The sequence below is a fragment of the Cronobacter condimenti 1330 genome (assembly GCF_001277255.1).
Lineage (GTDB): Bacteria > Pseudomonadota > Gammaproteobacteria > Enterobacterales > Enterobacteriaceae > Cronobacter > Cronobacter condimenti.
Window position 1 is genome coordinate 1114432 of the sequence record NZ_CP012264.1, and the last position, 16057, is coordinate 1130488.

At 52.3% G+C, this 16057-nt stretch carries 13 protein-coding genes; 10 read left to right on the plus strand and 3 right to left on the minus strand.

Annotated features, from left to right (window positions below):
• Positions 1 to 579, minus strand: coding sequence for a lipoprotein (locus tag AFK62_RS05110; RefSeq protein WP_007673843.1), 579 nt, complete (start codon positions 577 to 579; stop codon positions 1 to 3).
• A gap of 300 nt (positions 580 to 879) precedes the next feature.
• Here AFK62_RS05110 and bolA point away from each other — a divergent pair, with 300 nt between their 5' ends.
• The 10 genes from bolA (at position 880) to AFK62_RS05160 (ending at position 12562) form a co-directional block, all read left to right on the plus strand.
• Positions 880 to 1197, plus strand: a complete 318-nt coding sequence (bolA, locus tag AFK62_RS05115) for a transcriptional regulator BolA (protein ID WP_007673840.1) — start codon at positions 880 to 882, stop codon at positions 1195 to 1197.
• A 350-nt stretch (positions 1198 to 1547) separates the two neighbouring features.
• Positions 1548 to 2846, plus strand: coding sequence for a trigger factor (gene tig, locus AFK62_RS05120; protein ID WP_007673826.1), 1299 nt, complete (start codon positions 1548 to 1550; stop codon positions 2844 to 2846).
• Between the two features lie 300 nt (positions 2847 to 3146).
• Entirely contained in the window at positions 3147 to 3770 is a 624-nt protein-coding gene (gene clpP / locus AFK62_RS05125) for an ATP-dependent Clp endopeptidase proteolytic subunit ClpP (RefSeq protein ID WP_032984457.1), read from the plus strand.
• 120 nt (positions 3771 to 3890) lie between these two features.
• Entirely contained in the window at positions 3891 to 5165 is a 1275-nt protein-coding gene (gene clpX, locus AFK62_RS05130; RefSeq protein WP_053531750.1) for an ATP-dependent protease ATP-binding subunit ClpX, read from the plus strand.
• Between the two features lie 185 nt (positions 5166 to 5350).
• The gene (lon, locus tag AFK62_RS05135) at positions 5351 to 7705 is read left to right on the plus strand and encodes an endopeptidase La (protein WP_007673810.1); all 2355 of its coding nucleotides are present in this window, start codon (positions 5351 to 5353) and stop codon (positions 7703 to 7705) included.
• Positions 7706 to 7914: 209 nt separating this feature from the next.
• Positions 7915 to 8187, plus strand: a complete 273-nt coding sequence (hupB, locus tag AFK62_RS05140) for a nucleoid-associated protein HU-beta (protein WP_007673808.1) — start codon at positions 7915 to 7917, stop codon at positions 8185 to 8187.
• Between the two features lie 214 nt (positions 8188 to 8401).
• Complete coding sequence (gene ppiD, locus AFK62_RS05145) at positions 8402 to 10279, plus strand: peptidylprolyl isomerase (RefSeq protein ID WP_053531752.1); 1878 nt, start codon at positions 8402 to 8404, stop codon at positions 10277 to 10279.
• A 146-nt stretch (positions 10280 to 10425) separates the two neighbouring features.
• On the plus strand, positions 10426 to 10791 hold the full coding sequence (locus AFK62_RS05150) for a helix-hairpin-helix domain-containing protein (RefSeq protein ID WP_007673797.1): 366 nt from the start codon (positions 10426 to 10428) through the stop codon (positions 10789 to 10791).
• Positions 10792 to 10914: 123 nt separating this feature from the next.
• Positions 10915 to 11313, plus strand: coding sequence for a YbgC/FadM family acyl-CoA thioesterase (locus AFK62_RS05155; protein WP_007673794.1), 399 nt, complete (start codon positions 10915 to 10917; stop codon positions 11311 to 11313).
• A gap of 412 nt (positions 11314 to 11725) precedes the next feature.
• On the plus strand, positions 11726 to 12562 hold the full coding sequence (locus AFK62_RS05160; protein ID WP_032984456.1) for an MBL fold metallo-hydrolase: 837 nt from the start codon (positions 11726 to 11728) through the stop codon (positions 12560 to 12562).
• On the opposite strand, the gene queC is transcribed toward AFK62_RS05160, so the two are convergent.
• Positions 12555 to 13250: a 7-cyano-7-deazaguanine synthase QueC gene (gene queC, locus AFK62_RS05165; protein WP_007673768.1), complete on the minus strand. Its 696-nt coding sequence runs from the start codon at positions 13248 to 13250 to the stop codon at positions 12555 to 12557. The genes AFK62_RS05160 and queC overlap by 8 nt on opposite strands.
• A 419-nt stretch (positions 13251 to 13669) precedes the next feature.
• A complete protein-coding gene (locus tag AFK62_RS22775; RefSeq protein WP_007673766.1) occupies positions 13670 to 16057 on the minus strand; it encodes a coiled-coil domain-containing protein in 2388 nt (795 codons plus the stop codon).

Here is a 16057-nt window from a genome sequence, read left to right on the forward strand (position 1 = left end):
TTAACGCGCGTTCTGCTTGATGAACTCGTGGATGCTGGTGTCTTGCGCCATGTCGGCGATAGTGTCGCTCAGGACGGAGTTAACCGCGTTAGCAATATTTTGGTTGCTTGCCTGGAAAGCGCCTTCCACGGAGTAGCTCGCACGGTAGTTTTTAGTCATCTTGTTGCCGGTTTTCGCGGTAGCAATGATAGAGATGTCCGCTTTGGTGGCAATGTTGTAGCGCACGTTACCCTGCGAGACGTCAGCATAAAGCTGATTGACGATAATCTGCAGATCCACCGCGCCGCTTGGGCCAATCATATAACCGCGGGAGGTCATCTGTTTTTCCAACACTTCTTGTAACAGGAAACGCAGATCGCGTGAGGCGGTCAGAGTCACCAGCTGGTTGTCGCGGGTGACTTTCGCCAGCGCCTGATCCTGACGCTGGTCAGCGCCATTGATGCTGACGGTAACACCCATCAGGCTCGGATCCTGCTGCGGCAGGGTGATTTTCGGGGAGACTTCAATTGTTGTCGGCGGGGTCGCGCAACCTGCCAGCATAAAAAGGGCAACGAGCGGGAAGAGTACTTTTTTTAACATGTTCAGGCTCTCAACGGTCCATGGGCAATAAAGAAGAAAATTCTCGCCATCATAGCATCGCCATGCGCGAGGGGAAGAGGCCAGTCGACTGAAAATAACGCAATGTCTTTTTTATGACCACCGTCTGGCTTCGCGTCGTCAGAAATTGCCGTTATTAAGGCGCTCTTCGTTGCTGGGCGAGGCATAAAACGTAACGGTTGCAAAAGTTAAAATTGTGTTGTTTTTTGACAATGGAAACGGTAAAAGCGGCTAACCTTTAAAGTGATGGCTGCCCATCGCAGCGTTGTCGAGGAGAGTCTTATGATGATACGCGAGCAGATCGAAGAAAAACTGAAGGCGGCCTTTGAGCCTGTCTTTCTGGATGTGATAGATGAAAGCTATCGTCATAACGTGCCTGCCGGCTCTGAAAGCCATTTCAAAGTTGTGCTGGTCAGCGATCGCTTCGTCGGCGAGCGTTTTTTAAATCGCCATCGCCTGATTTACGGCATCCTTAGCGAAGAACTGGCCTCGACCGTCCATGCGCTGGCGCTGCATACCTATACGCTGAAAGAGTGGGAAGGGCTTCAGGATACGGTCCTGCCTTCTCCAGCCTGTCGGGGTGCTGGCACGCTGGCCTGATGAATCACAGTTGCAACGGCGGAAGCTTTTCCAGTATGTTGCGCCAGCGGTAATAAAACGAAACGGCCTGCGTGGCCGTTTTTGTTTTGCCTGGATTTTGTGCGCGATGTGCACTTTTCAGTCGTAAATTTGCCGGGAAGTGTGAAAAGTGCCGCAATGCCTCGGCTGGCTTTTCTCGACTCCCCAAGGGGATGCCGCTATAATGCTGCGTCTTATTTTTCGGAATGTCTTCGGGACGATTCTGGCGACAGGGATAGTGTTTCTTCTAAAGAAGACGTCCCGGTTCTGCGAAGCGAATACCATAGGGCTTCCAGAGTTGACCGAGCACTGTGATTTTTTGAGGTAACAAGATGCAAGTTTCAGTTGAAACCACTCAGGGCCTTGGGCGCCGTGTAACGATTACTATCGCTGCTGACAGCATCGAGAACGCTGTAAAAAGCGAGCTGGTCAACGTGGCAAAGAAAGTGCGTATCGACGGCTTTCGCAAAGGCAAAGTACCGATGAATGTTGTTGCTCAGCGTTATGGCGCATCTGTGCGTCAGGATGTGCTGGGCGATCTGATGAGCCGTCACTTTGTTGACGCCATCATCAAAGAAAAAATCAATCCGGCTGGCGCGCCGAACTATGTTCCGGGCGAGTACAAACTGGGCGAAGACTTCACCTACGCAGTAGAGTTCGAAGTGTACCCGGAAGTTGAGCTGCAAGGCCTGGATTCTATCGAAGTGGAAAAGCCGGTTGTTCAAGTGACCGACGCTGACGTAGATACCATGCTGGACACCCTGCGTAAGCAGCAGGCGACCTGGAAAGACAAAGACGGCGCCGCTGACGCGGAAGACCGTGTCACCATCGACTTCACCGGTTCTGTAGACGGCGAAGAGTTTGAAGGCGGCAAAGCGACCGACTTCGTACTGGCGATGGGCCAGGGCCGCATGATCCCGGGCTTTGAAGAAGGCGTTAAAGGCCACAAAGCGGGTGAAGAATTCACCATCGACGTGACCTTCCCGGAAGAGTACCACGCTGAAAACCTGAAAGGTAAAGCAGCGAAATTCGTCATCAACCTGAAAAAAGTTGAAGAGCGCGAACTGCCGGAACTGACCGAAGAATTCATCAAGCGTTTCGGCGTTGAAGATGGTTCTGTTGCAGGTCTGCGTACTGAAGTGCGTAAAAACATGGAGCGCGAACTGAAAGGCGCTGTGCGTAACCGCATCAAGTCTCAGGCTATCGAAGGTCTGGTGAACGCGAATAACATCGACGTTCCGGCAGCACTGATTGACGGCGAAATCGACGTTCTGCGCCGCCAGGCTGCACAGCGTTTCGGCGGTAACGAAAAACAGGCTCTGGAACTGCCGCGCGAACTGTTCGAAGAACAGGCTAAACGTCGCGTGGTTGTCGGTCTGCTGCTGGGCGAAGTAATTCGTACCCACGAACTGAAAGCTGACGAAGACCGTGTGAAAGCGCTTATCGAAGAGATGGCTTCCGCTTACGAAGATCCGTCAGAAGTTATCGAGTTCTACAGCAAGAACAACGAGCTGATGGACAACATGCGAAACGTGGCGCTGGAAGAGCAAGCGGTTGAAGCGGTACTCGCGAAAGCGAAAGTAACCGAGAAACCGACCTCTTTCAACGAACTGATGAACCAGCAGGCGTAAGCCCTTTCATCGTTTCACGACGAGGCACATGGGCCCGTCACCGCAGGGTGACGGGCTTTTTTGTCACTTTTCCTACCCAGAAATGGCGGGTAAGGGGTGTTTCGGTGTTAGCGTAACAGCAAAAGATTGTTATGCTTGAAACAGGGCATCATTATCCCCATTAATGAAACAGTAAAAAAGTGAACGACTGACTGATAATCCGTCCGTAAGGTGTTTACCGGCAGGAGCGTAGTCATCCTGAACGGTCTCAAGTAGAATCAGTGCAGCAGGTTACTCAGAATATTTATCCAGGAGACGGATATGTCATACAGTGACGAACGTGATCAATTTGCACCCCATATGGCTTTGGTGCCGATGGTTGTTGAACAGACCTCGCGCGGCGAGCGTTCTTACGATATTTTCTCCCGTCTGCTCAAGGAACGTATCATTTTTCTGACCGGCCAGGTCGAAGACCAGATGGCCAACCTGATTGTTGCGCAGATGTTGTTTCTGGAAGCGGAAAACCCAGAAAAAGACATCTATCTTTATATCAACTCGCCGGGTGGGGTTATCACCGCCGGGATGTCTATCTACGACACCATGCAGTTTATTCAGCCTGACGTCAGCACCATTTGTATGGGCCAGGCCGCGTCAATGGGCGCCTTCCTGCTGACCGCGGGTACGAAAGGTAAGCGTTTTTGCCTGCCCAACTCGCGCGTAATGATCCATCAGCCGCTGGGCGGCTACCAGGGGCAGGCGACGGACATCGAAATCCACGCCCGCGAAATCCTGAAAGTGAAAGCACGCATGAACGAATTGATGGCACAACATACGGGCCAGCCTCTTGAACAAATCGAGAGAGACACAGAGCGCGACCGTTTCCTCTCTGCAAGTGAAGCAGTAGAGTATGGTCTGGTTGACTCCATCATGACCCATCGTAACTGATGCCCGCCACGCAAGGGCCGCTATAATAAAGAGGCGGCTCTCTGCATCCTGGCGGCAGGCGCTGGTACGGGTATGGCGTTGTCGCGTGCGGCACTAAGAACAGAAAAGAGGTTTTGACTCATGACAGATAAGCGCAAAGACAGCTCAGGCAAACTGTTGTACTGCTCTTTTTGCGGCAAAAGCCAGCATGAAGTGCGCAAGCTGATTGCCGGGCCGTCCGTGTATATCTGCGACGAGTGTGTCGATTTGTGTAACGACATTATTCGCGAAGAGATAAAAGAAGTGGCTCCGCACCGTGAACGCAGCGCTCTGCCGACGCCACATGAAATTCGCCACCATCTTGACGATTACGTAATCGGTCAGGAAAAGGCGAAGAAGGTGCTGGCAGTCGCGGTTTATAACCACTACAAACGTCTGCGCAATGGCGATACTTCTAATGGCGTTGAGCTTGGCAAAAGTAACATTCTGCTGATTGGCCCAACCGGTAGTGGTAAAACGTTGCTGGCGGAAACGCTGGCGCGCCTGCTGGATGTACCGTTTACCATGGCGGACGCCACAACGCTGACCGAAGCTGGTTACGTGGGCGAAGACGTGGAAAACATTATCCAGAAGCTGCTGCAGAAATGTGATTACGACGTTCAGAAAGCGCAGCGCGGTATCGTTTATATCGATGAAATTGATAAAATTTCACGTAAATCCGATAACCCGTCTATCACCCGTGATGTGTCCGGCGAAGGTGTTCAGCAAGCTCTGCTGAAACTGATCGAAGGCACCGTGGCAGCCGTTCCGCCGCAGGGTGGCCGTAAGCATCCGCAACAGGAGTTCTTGCAGGTTGATACTTCCAAGATTCTCTTTATCTGTGGTGGCGCGTTCGCTGGTCTGGACAAAGTTATCGCTAACCGTGTTGAAACCGGCTCCGGCATTGGTTTTGGTGCGACAGTAAAAGGTAAATCTCAGAAAGCGACCGAAGGCGAACTGCTTTCTCAGGTTGAGCCGGAAGATTTGATCAAGTTTGGTCTGATTCCGGAATTCATCGGTCGTCTGCCTGTTGTCGCGACGCTGAATGAACTGAGCGAAGACGCGCTGATCCAGATCCTTAAAGAACCGAAAAATGCGCTGACCAAGCAGTATCAGGCACTGTTCAACCTGGAAGGCGTGGAACTGGAGTTCCGCGACGAAGCTCTGGAAGCTATCGCGAAAAAAGCGATGTCCCGTAAAACCGGCGCGCGTGGTCTGCGCTCTATCGTCGAGGCCGCGCTACTTGAAACCATGTACGATCTGCCGTCCATGGAAGACGTTGAAAAAGTGGTCATCGATGAGTCGGTCATTGCCGGTCAGAGTGAACCGCTGCTGATTTACGGCAAGCCGGAAGCCCAGCAGGCATCCGGCGAATAATTCGCCAGTTTCGACAATCAGTTAACAATAAATGGGGGATTATTTCCCCCATTTATTTTTCCTGCATCCGTGCCGTTGAATGTGCGGGAAACATCCCCATATACTGATTTACTTATTGGTGATGCCGTGAAGTGCGTTCACATGCGCCCCATCACCAGGCGGAAACTAAACTAAGAGAGAGCTCTATGAATCCTGAGCGTTCTGAACGCATTGAAATCCCCGTATTGCCATTGCGCGATGTGGTGGTTTATCCGCACATGGTTATCCCCTTGTTTGTGGGACGGGAAAAGTCTATTCGTTGCCTTGAAGCCGCCATGGATAATGACAAGAAAGTCATGCTGGTAGCGCAGAAAGAAGCCTCAACGGATGAGCCGGGCGTCAACGATCTGTTTACTGTCGGGACCGTGGCCTCTATTTTGCAGATGCTGAAGCTGCCGGACGGTACCGTAAAAGTACTGGTCGAAGGTTTACAGCGCGCACGTATCACCACGCTTTCTGACAATGGCGACCACTTCGCCGCGAAAGCTGAATACCTGGAATCGCCGGCCATTGATGAGCGCGAGCAGGAAGTGCTGGTCCGCACCGCCATCAGCCAGTTTGAAGGTTACATAAAGCTTAATAAGAAAATCCCGCCAGAAGTGCTGACGTCGCTTAACAGCATCGACGATCCTGCGCGTCTTGCGGATACCATTGCCGCGCACATGCCGCTGAAACTCAGTGACAAACAGTCTGTGCTCGAAATGTCCGACATCAACGAGCGTCTGGAATACCTGATGGCGATGATGGAATCGGAAATCGACCTGTTGCAGGTTGAAAAACGGATCCGTAACCGCGTCAAAAAACAGATGGAAAAAAGCCAGCGCGAGTACTATCTGAACGAGCAAATGAAAGCTATTCAGAAAGAGCTCGGCGAGATGGACGACGCGCCGGACGAAAACGAAGCCCTGAAGCGCAAAATTGACGCGGCGAAAATGCCGAAAGAGGCGAAAGAAAAAGCCGAGGCCGAGCTTCAGAAGCTGAAAATGATGTCCCCGATGTCTGCCGAGGCTACTGTGGTGCGCGGCTACATCGACTGGATGGTTCAGGTGCCGTGGAACGCGCGCAGCAAAGTGAAAAAAGATCTGCGCCAGGCCCAGGAGATTCTGGATACCGACCACTATGGCCTTGAGCGTGTCAAAGACCGCATTCTGGAATATCTTGCTGTCCAGAGCCGTGTAAACAAAATCAAAGGGCCGATCCTCTGCCTGGTCGGGCCGCCGGGGGTAGGTAAAACCTCGCTCGGACAGTCCATCGCGAAAGCGACCGGCCGTAAATATGTCCGTATGGCGCTGGGCGGCGTACGTGACGAAGCGGAAATTCGCGGTCATCGCCGGACTTACATTGGCTCTATGCCAGGTAAGCTTATTCAGAAAATGGCGAAAGTGGGCGTGAAAAACCCGCTGTTCCTGCTCGATGAGATCGACAAAATGTCTTCTGACATGCGTGGCGATCCAGCTTCTGCGCTGCTGGAAGTCCTCGACCCGGAACAGAACGTGGCGTTCAACGACCACTATCTGGAAGTGGATTATGACTTAAGCGACGTCATGTTTGTCGCTACGTCCAACTCCATGAATATCCCGGCACCGCTGCTGGATCGTATGGAAGTCATTCGTCTGTCCGGTTATACGGAAGATGAAAAACTTAATATTGCGAAACGCCACCTGCTGCCGAAGCAAATCGAGCGTAATGCGCTGAAAGAAAACGAGATCAACGTGGATGATAGCGCCATCATCGGCATCATCCGTTACTACACCCGGGAAGCGGGCGTACGTAGCCTTGAACGTGAAATCTCTAAACTGTGCCGTAAAGCGGTTAAACAGCTGCTGCTGGATAAATCGCTCAAGCGCATCGAAATCACCGGTGAAAATCTGAAAGATTTCCTGGGCGTTCAGCGCTTTGACTATGGTCGTGCCGACAGCGAAAACCGTGTAGGGCAGGTAACAGGGCTTGCATGGACAGAAGTGGGCGGCGACTTGCTGACCATCGAAACCGCCTGCGTGCCGGGTAAAGGCAAATTGACTTATACCGGTTCTCTTGGTGAAGTCATGCAGGAATCTATCCAGGCGGCGTTAACCGTGGTTCGCGCCCGTGCCGAAAAACTGGGCATCAACGGCGACTTCTACGAAAAACGTGATATTCACGTTCACGTTCCGGAAGGTGCGACGCCGAAAGATGGTCCGAGCGCAGGTATCGCAATGTGTACCGCACTGGTTTCTTGCCTGACCGGCAACCCGGTTCGCGCAGATGTTGCCATGACCGGCGAAATTACGCTGCGCGGTCAGGTTTTGCCGATCGGTGGTCTTAAAGAGAAACTGCTGGCGGCGCATCGCGGCGGCATTAAAACTGTGCTGATCCCGGATGAAAATAAGCGCGATCTTGAAGAAATCCCGGAGAACGTTATTGCCGATCTGGATATCCATCCGGTTAAGCGTATTGAAGAAGTGCTGAACCTGGCACTGCAGAATGCGCCGTACGGTATGCAGGTTGCGACTGCAAAATAGTGACCTGACGCAAGCGCGCTGAGAAAAACAGGGCTGGCGAGTGCTTTCGCACTTGCCAGCCTTTTTTTGTATAGCTAATTTAGATTGCCGGTCCGGGGTGCCATCAACAACTCTTGTTGTAAGGGCATGAGAGGACTGTTATAACTGCTGCGCGGTCGCGTCGCGAAGGACTCCGGTGCGATATAAAATATAAAGAGAGGAAGAGAAGAGTGAATAAATCTCAACTGATAGACAAAATTGCCGCAGGTGCCGATATTTCTAAAGCAGCGGCTGGACGTGCGTTAGATGCTTTGATTGATTCTGTTACCGAATCTCTGCAGTCTGGGGAAGAAGTAGCTCTGGTTGGCTTTGGTACTTTTGCTGTTCGTGATCGCGCTGCCCGCACCGGCCGCAACCCACAGACTGGCAAGGAAATCACCATCGCGGCTGCGAAAGTTCCGGGTTTCCGTGCTGGTAAAGCGCTGAAAGACGCGGTTAACTGATCCTGTGGCTGGCGTTATCGCAGCCGTGGGATAAAAAATAAGGCGCATCGTCAGATGTGCCTTTTTTATTTCTGGAAGCCTTATCTGCGGATATGGGCTGACAACCGCCCCGGTTTCTTGTCACAATACGCCTTTGCGCGCAGCGGCTCGGCGGAAGCCGTCATGTTTCTGTGTGAGTTCCACCTGTCATTCTACAGCGGAGTGTTGTTACACCATGATGGACAATTTACGCGCGGCGGCGAATCACGTCGTGCTCAAGATCATTCTGGGTTTGATTATCCTGTCATTCATTTTGACTGGCGTGAGTAACTACCTGATTGGCGGTAACAGCAACTATGCCGCGAAAGTTAACGACCAGGAAATCAGTCGGACCCAGCTTGAAAATGCGTTCAACAACGAGCGCAGCAACCTTGAGAGACGATTAGGCGATCGTTTCTCTGAACTTGCGTCTAATGAGCAATACATGGCTGAGCTGCGCCAGCGCGCGTTGCAGGGGCTGATTGACGAAGCGCTCATCAACCAGTACGCGCGTTCGCTGCACCTGGAGATCAGCGATGAGCAGGTTCGTCAGGCGATTTTCAAAAACCCGGCATTCCAGAACGACGGCAAATTCGATAACGCACGCTATAACGCCATCATCACCAGCATGGGGATGAATGCCGATCAATATGTGCAGGCCTTACGTAATCAGCTCACGACTGATCAACTGGTCAAGGCGGTCATGGGCAGCGATTTCATTCTGCCGGGCGAAAGCGATCAGTTCGCAGCGCTGCTCTCGCAAGAGCGCCAGGTGCGTACCGCCACAATTTCGGTCGATGCGCTGGCCCAGAAGCAGCAGGTTTCCGAGCAGGAAATCCAAAATTATTATCAGCAGCATACCAACAACTTCATGTCACCTGAGCAGTTCCGCGTAAGCTACATCAAGCTTGATGCCGCAACGCTTGATGAGAACGCGAGCGAAGAAGAGATTCAGGCGTACTACGACAAACATCAGGATGAATTCGGTCAGCCGCAGCGCAACCGCTACAGTCTGATCCAGACCAAAACCGAAGCCGATGCGAATGCCGTACTGGCGCAACTCAAGCAGGGCGCTGATTTCGCGACTCTTGCGAAAGAGAAATCGGTTGATGTCATCACTGCCCGCAACGGCGGCGACATGGGCTGGCTGGAGCCAGGCACCACGCCGGAAGAGTTCAAAAATGCCGGTCTGAAAGAAAAAGGCCAGCTTTCTGGCGTCATCAAATCTTCGGTGGGCTTCCTGATTGTGCGTCTTGATGACATTGAGCCGGCGAAAGTGAAGCCGCTCTCTGAAGTGCACAACGACATCAGCGCCAAAGTGAAGCAGGAAAAAGCGCTGGACGCCTTCTTCGCCCTGCAGCGCAAAGTGAGTGATGCGGCGAACAATGATAACGAGTCACTGGCGAGCGCAGAAAAAGCATCGGGTGTTAAAGCCGTTGAGACGGGCTGGTTCAGCCGGGACGCTGTGCCACAAGAGCTTAACTTCAAACCGGTCACCGACGCGCTGTTCGGCGGTAATTTGCTGGGTCAGGATGGTACGCCGGGCAGCAACTCCGACATTATCAGCGTTGAAGGCGATCGTGCGTTCGTGGTGCGTATTACCGATCACAAACCGCAGGCGGAAAAACCGCTCGCCGAAGTGAAAGATCAAGTTTCGGCACTGGTAAAACATGAGAAGGCGCTTAAACAGGCCAATGAAGAGGCGCAAAAATTGCTGAGCGCGCTGAAAGCGGGCAAAGGTGATGAAGCGCTGAAAACGGCAGGTATTTCTTTTAGCCCGCCGAAAACATTCGAGCGCATCACGCAGGATACGCTGACTCAACCTGTCTTCGCACTGCCACTGCCGGCGAAAGATAAGCCGAGCTATGGCATTGGGAATGACATGCAGGGCAACGTTGCCCTGCTGGCGCTCGACGAAGTGCGTAGCGGTTCAATGCCTGAAGCACAGAAAAAAGTAATGACGGAGCGTCTTACCGAAAATAACGCGGAAGTGGCTTTCGAAGCCCTGCTGGCCGGTCTGCGTAAAGAAGCCAAAATCAAACTGGGTGATGCGAGTACTTCGCAGCAGCAGTAACGAGACACCTCGCACATTTTTTGCAATTTACTGCAATCTCCAAAGGCCGCTTTCGCGGCCTTTTCCATTTTTAAAAACCGGTGTTTGAGCCAAAAATTCTCTCCCTTTAAGCTGGCCACGCTGTTAACAAATAAGGAGATCACAGCATGAAACGTGGAATCAAAATCTTTTGTCTTGCCGTCGCGCTGGCTGGCGGCGCTTTTGGCACAACGGCTTCTGCGACACCATCAGCAGGAAAAATTCAGGCGGAACAGAAGGAAAAACCAGCCGCCGCTGCAGCGCAGGCGAAACCGGAAAGCGTGACAGAAAACGTCGAGGAAACCGTAAGCATTAACACGGCGACGGCAGACGAGCTCGCGCAGGCAATGAATGGTGTCGGTAAAAAGAAAGCGCAGTCTATTGTCAGCTACCGTGAAGAATATGGCCCGTTTAAATCTATTGAGGATTTAAAGCAGGTGCCAGGGATGGGGAATTCACTGGTGGAGCGTAATCTTTCCCGGATCCGCCTCTAATCCTTAAACATTACCGCTTGCAGAGTTGAAAAACTTTGCCATGCTAAAGAGGTCATACCAGTGGTGTGACCTCTTTTTTATAACCACACTGTATCCATTACAAAAAGAAAAGGTTTAAGCGCTATGCAGACTCAAATAAAAGTGCGCGGTTACCACATGGATGTTTATCAGCATGTGAACAACGCGCGTTATCTGGAATTTCTGGAAGAAGCTCGCTGGGACGGGCTGGAAAACGACGAAAGTTTTAAATGGATGATGGCGCATAACATCGCTTTCATCGTGGCCAATATCAACATTAACTATCGACGACCCGCTGTGCTTGGTGACCTGCTGACTGTCACAAGTCAGGTAAAACAGTTAAACGGTAAAAGCGGTGTCCTGAGTCAGGTTATTACGCTTGAGCCTGAAGGTGAGGTTGTCGCCGATGCGCTTATTACTTTTGTTTGTATTGACCTTAAAACGCAGAAAGCGCTACCGATTGAAGGCGAATTGCGTGAAAAACTGGAAAATATCACAGGGTAAATTCCGCACTGGCTACAATAGTATTTCTGCGCATGGAATTTTTACGCTCTATAGCAAACAATCTGGTAAATGTTACCGCTTTACCTGCGGTACAAAAAACATGTTTAAAATCAAGAGCCCAGGCGTTCTTTAACAAATTGGAGTGTTATCAAAACGTTGGTAGAATATGGTCCTTATAGAAGCTGAATAAAAACAATAGGTTGTAATTAGCGCGTTCCCCGCACCAGCGGGGATAAAGGGGCCAACAATATTTGCAGTAAGAGCGGCAATCATATTCCCTCTGCCCGCAGAAATAATCGACTTCATTTTGTTTGTTTTTCCGGTGCTCTCCCATCAGCTCAGATCCTGCAGTGGGGTTTATACTTCAAACCGATCGTTAATTTTCACAACACTGCGCAACAAAGGAGAGGCTATGCGAGTACACCATCTGAATTGCGGTTGTATGTGTCCTTTGGGCGGCGCGCTGTACGATGGCTTCAGCAAAGGGCTACACGCGCATCTTATTTGCCATTGCCTGCTGATTGAAACGCAAAACCATGGCCTGGTGTTGGTGGATACCGGCTTTGGCTGCGACGATATGCGTCATCCGGGGCGACGATTACCTCTCTTCTTTAGGGCACTGAATAATATTCAGTACCGGGAATCATTAACGGCATTGCATCAAATTAAGGCGCTCGGCTTTAAGGCAGAGGATGTGCGGCATATCGTTTTAACACATCTTGATTTCGACCATGCGGGCGGGATCAGCGATTTTCCTCATGCGCAGGTACATCTGATGCAGCAGGAGATGACGGCAGCTGACGCGCGGCGTACTTGGCTTGATGGCGCGCGCTATCGTCCGGGGCAGTGGGGTAATCAGTCTGGCTGGCACGGTTACCAGGCGCATGGTGAGCCGTGGTTTGGCTTTAGCGCGGTGCGCTCGCTTGATGGACTGCCGCCGGAAATTCTGTTGATACCGCTGCCGGGACATACCGAAGGCCATGCGGGGGTAGCGATCGATACGCCGCACAGCTGGATGCTGCACGGGGGCGATGCCTGGTTTTATCGGGATGAAATGGCGAGCGACCCACACTGTACGCCGGGCCTGCGTTTTTATCAGTGGATGATGCAAAAAGACAAAGCCGCACGGCTTGCGAACCAAAAACGCCTGCGAATTCTCTCCGCTGATACTCACGCGGGCGTGACGCTCTTTTGCAGCCATGACGCCCGCGAGTTCGAACGCGTCAGCGGGAAAAATTTGGCTATTTAAGCCCGGTTTTTTGCTTCATCGCAGCCATAATAGCAGGTCTGTCCGCCTGATACTGGCTCAGGCCGTTTGCCCGCAGATGGCAAGCGGCACACTCACCGCAGCCATCGCCCTGAATGCCGTTATAACAGGTCAACGTCTGGTGGCGAATCACCTCCAGCTTGTCCCAGTAATCTGCCAGCGCCCAGGTTTCTGCTTTATTCAGCCACATTAAGGGCGTCTCAAAGCGCACATCGCGCGCCATGCCGAGCATAACGGCATGGTTCAGCGCTTTGACAAACTCGTCGCGACAATCGGGATAGCCTGAGAAATCGGTCTCGCATACGCCGGTAATGACAGCTTCTGCCTGCACCTGATACGCATAAATTGAAGCCAGCGTCAGAAAGAGAATGTTGCGGCCTGGTACGAATGTGCTCGGTAGCCCTTCGGCATCGGGATCGTAATCCGGCACCGGAATACTGTCGCGTGTCAGGCTGCTGACCGCGAGTTCGTTAAGCAGCGTAACATCCAGCACTTTGTGGGCGCGTGCGCCCAGTGATGCGGCAAGCGCGCTCGCGACATCAATCTCCGCACGATGGCGCTGGCCGTAATCAAACGTCACGCAATGCACTTCATCGTATTGATGTAATGCCTGAATCAGGCAGGTAGTGGAATCCTGGCCCCCGCTGAAGACCACAACGGCACGTTTCATAAAGCCTCTGTCAATGAATTGCTAAACCGTTATGGTAACGTCGCGTCGCCGCGTCCACCAGCTTCTTGCGCTGGCAGCAGCGACGCTTGGCTGAAATCAAAGCAGCCATTTGCGTTCAATGCGTATGCTCAACGGTCATGGTTTTGACACGCGCAAACGGCTGGCGCAGCGTAACGATTCCAACAACTCTCGCACAGCGCGGTAACGGCGTCGCACGCTGGGGGCGAAATGGCGAATGGTATGGCGTTTGGAGATGCAACGAACGGCTGGTAAATGTGATTGTTGGTCGAAAAAGGGCTGCTTGTAGCTTGTAGGAAACGCGATGCCGCAGTTTATTGCGGCGTCGCCTCACTTGTTGGTGACAGGGCATTTGTCGGTGATGGGGCATTTCAGTAAACCGGGGAGTAACCCCGGCGTTTTTATTTCCCGGCGCTTATCGTGACCGTCAGCTTCATCAGCGAGTAATTAAAGAGCTGTGGCGGCATGGTGTCCGGGTTATAGAGATCGCCTGCAAAGCAGTAAACCTCCATCACGCCACCCCGTTTACCCAGTTCCAGCGCCTGCTGGAAGATATACGGGAGGTTTTCGTCATAGGTTACCGGCACATTCGCATTGTTGTTTAATACGCGTCCTTCCAGCGTCTCTTCTTTGAATGATACGTTCACCGTATCGCCTGGCGAGATAGCTTTTTTGCCCGCTTTGGTCTGAATAAAAAACAGCGATTTATTACGTTTAAGCAGCTTCTTCTGTGCGGTGATTTTCTCAAGCTGGTTAATACCTGCTTCATACTTTTTCTCTTCGCGGCCAGAAAGCTCTTTCAAGAGCGCATCATGCAGAGAAAGCAGCGCTTTCGGCTCAATAACAACCTTTTGCGCCAGACCGTCTTTAATACCGGTCATTAGCACCGGGAGATTGGTTTTGATGCCGAGATCGGCCATCTGATCCATGCTCTTTTGTACAAGCCTTGAGAACATGACACCGTTGGCGTAAGACTGCTTGCTCGCTTTATCTTTAAGCGATGCGGCACTAACTTCCATGGCGGCCGGGGTTTGAGACTGCGCCAGCGCGTCGGCTTTCAGCTTCTCGGTTTGCGCCAGCAGTTCCGCTTTCTCTTTTTCTGCCTGGGCTTTTTGCGCGGCGCTTTCGGTGCTCAGGTTTGTCAGTTTAGTGTTGAGTTCTTCATTAGCACGTTTTAGCTCAGCGAGCGCTTTTTGCTGGTCAGTCGTCGGGATCGTATTTAACGCTTTAGCAGACTGCGCTTCTTCTTTAAGGGCCTGCAACGTTTTATCGGACTGCTGCAACCGGGTTTCTTTGTCAGACAGCGACTGCTTCAGCGTGGTGATTTCAGCCTGGGCATCGGTGAGCTGTTTATTCAGCGCAGTCCTCGCCGTAGACAATTGTGCGGCCTGTTGTTGCTGGGTTTGCAACTGCTGCGTTTGTTCACTCTGGCTAGCCTTAACGCGCGCAAGCTCGGTCTCAAGCGCGGCGGCTTTCTCCTGTGTGGTTGCGGCAAGCGTTGACGAGGCGTTGAGTTTTTCAGTCAGGGCGACAATCTGCGCCTTCAGCGCTTCCTGCGCCGCCTGATTCTTCTGCAGTAAGGCGGTCTGTTCTGCCTGTGTTTTCTGCAGTTTTTCCTGATCTTTTTTGCTAAGCGTACTGGTTTGTTGCTGAAGAAGACGATTTTCCTGGGCAAGCGTCGCCTTTTCCTGCGCAAGCTCCGCGAGCTGCTTTTGCAGCGCGCTTTGGTTTTGTGAATGCTCAGCACCTGCCTGTTTGAGCACAGCGAGTTCGGTGGCGCGTTTATCAAGCTCAGCCTGGAGCGCCTGCGCTTTCTGGTTCAGGGCGTCCACTTTCCGGGCGTTTTGTTCCGCAAGCGTCGCTTTTTCCTGCGCAAGCTCCTTGAGCTGCTTTTCCAGCGCGCTTTGGTTTTGTGAATGTTCAGCACCTGCCTGTTTGAGCGCAGCGAGTTCGGTGGCGCGTTTATCAAGCTCAGCCTGGAGCGCCTGCGCTTTCTGGTTCAGGGCGTCCACATTCCGGGCGTTCTGTTCCGCAAGCGTCGCCTTTTCCTGCGCAAGCTCCGCGAGCTGTTTTTGCAGCGCGCTTTCGTGTTGCGCGCGTTTGTCGCCCGCTGTTTTGAGCGCTAACAGTTCGTCGGCACGTTTGTTGAGTTCATTGCGCAGCGCCTGCATATCGCTGTTAAAACGCGCGGTGCTTTGTGTGTTCTTTTCCGCGAGCGCGGCTTTTTCCTGTTCAAGACGAGTAATCTGTTTTTGGAGGGCGCTTTCACTGACGGAGCGACTCTCGCTGGCTTTGTTCAACTGTGCCAGTTCTGCGGTTTTACTGGTCAGCGCAGCCTGAAGCTGCGCTGTTTTTTTCTCCAGTACTTCAATCCGTGCCGCCTGCTGCGTAGCGGTCGCGCCTTGCTCACGCCGCGCGTTTTGCAGGCTCTCGGTAAGCCGGTCGTTTTCTTTTGCCAGCGCGCTGTTGTCTTTCAACAACTGCATATTTTGAGCGTTAAGATCTGACGACGTGCCGAGGCTTTTCTTCTCCTGCTCAGCCGCCTTAATTTGTTTTTTCAGGCGTGCAATTTCTTGCTGAAGATCGTTGATTTGCGCGCGTGACGCCGACGGCGTTTGCGCGCGTCGGGTGGGGGCCGGGAAGTCCATTTGCTTCACTTCTATTTGCTGAATAGAAGACAGAAAATCATTTCCCTGGCTGTTTTGCGCAGCCCAGGACGATGGCCCGCTCAGCGCCAGCATTATTAAGATGCAGAGCGTACGCTTATGGCTTTGTATTCTTCCCTTCAT